Source organism: Mesorhizobium sp. LEGMi-168a (genome assembly GCF_058312955.1).
Map to the genome: position 1 here is coordinate 1 of NZ_JBZEGV010000130.1, position 1,141 is coordinate 1,141.

Consider the following 1,141-nt stretch of genomic DNA (forward strand, 5'->3'; position numbering starts at 1 on the left):
GTATGACCGGCGCTCCAAATCTCGGCCCAACGCTACGGCCCTTTGCCTGCTAGATCGGCCCGGAAGCTCTTGCGTGCTTCTTCACCGCTCAGCGGTATTTCCAGTTCGGCGAGATCGAGCCCGGCTTTCAGGATCGACGGCCGCAGGTAATTGGCATCGAATCCATTGATTGCCTTCGTTAGCTGGATGTCGTCGATCCCGGAATGGACGACCAACTTCTTGTGCCCCGGCGGCGCCAAGCTCTCATGCGTCGCGATGAAACGCGTACCCATCATACCGAACTCGCACCCCAGCACCTGTGCTGCCCAAAGTGCATAGCCGTCGGATATGCCGCCGGCGAGGCCCACCGGTCCATCAAAGATCGAGCGAACCGCTCTGACAAACGCTTCCAAGCTTCAAAATTGAGCTCGCCATAGTCGGGCGTCCGGCTGAAAATCCGAAATAAAATCATGCGCCAGATGATTTTTTGCGCCACGGCAAGGCGCGCACCTCGTGATAGCGTCAGCCTGGAACTGGCGAAACCACTACAGGATAGCCGATAGATCTTCGGCAGCGCGGATGAAGGACCATTTGGCTACGGAGCGGTCGTTCTGTCGGGCGCGCGGCTGGCAATGCCTGGGACGATACGCATCGGGGACCTTCGGATCCACACGTCGCTGTTTGCCGGCTGATTCATCGGGTCCCGCTGCGGGCTGATCCAGATTCCGGCGGATGGAAGGCCTCGCCACGAGCCACACCGGGATGATGATTGCCGAAGGCCGTGAAGTGTTCAGCAGGGTGGTGGAGATGATGGCTGTTTGCTCGCAGGATGCACTCACCGCGACCCAGCTGCATAATCGATCGATACGTTGACGCATCTGGCCAATATGCGCGTCTTTGATGTACTCGGGTCGACCCTCCCTGGCAGGTTGGCAGGCATCAAGATGAGCCCCGAGTATGGCAACTCGTCCAATGCGAAATTAGTCACCAGCTAGCTGCATGGCATTCACGTTACGAAGCAAACCTCAACAACACGTTCGATAACGCCGCTCGTTCAGACCAAAAAGCAGCAGCGATCGCCGTGAGTTTATGGTCGGCAACATCAAAGGTTATAAATCGAATGCAGCACGACGTTCCCCATCGGTCCTCTCCGACGACGTTT

Annotated in this window: 1 protein-coding gene; it reads right to left on the reverse strand. The window is 57.6% G+C overall.

Annotated elements, in window-relative coordinates:
• Window positions 1-32: 32 nt before the first annotated feature.
• Window positions 33-392 carry an NAD(P)H-dependent flavin oxidoreductase gene (locus tag AC4FWB_RS34395; protein WP_491030652.1) on the reverse strand — a complete coding sequence of 120 codons (360 nt, stop codon included), beginning with the start codon at window positions 390-392 and terminating at the stop codon, window positions 33-35.
• Between the last annotated feature and the right edge of the window lie 749 nt (window positions 393-1,141).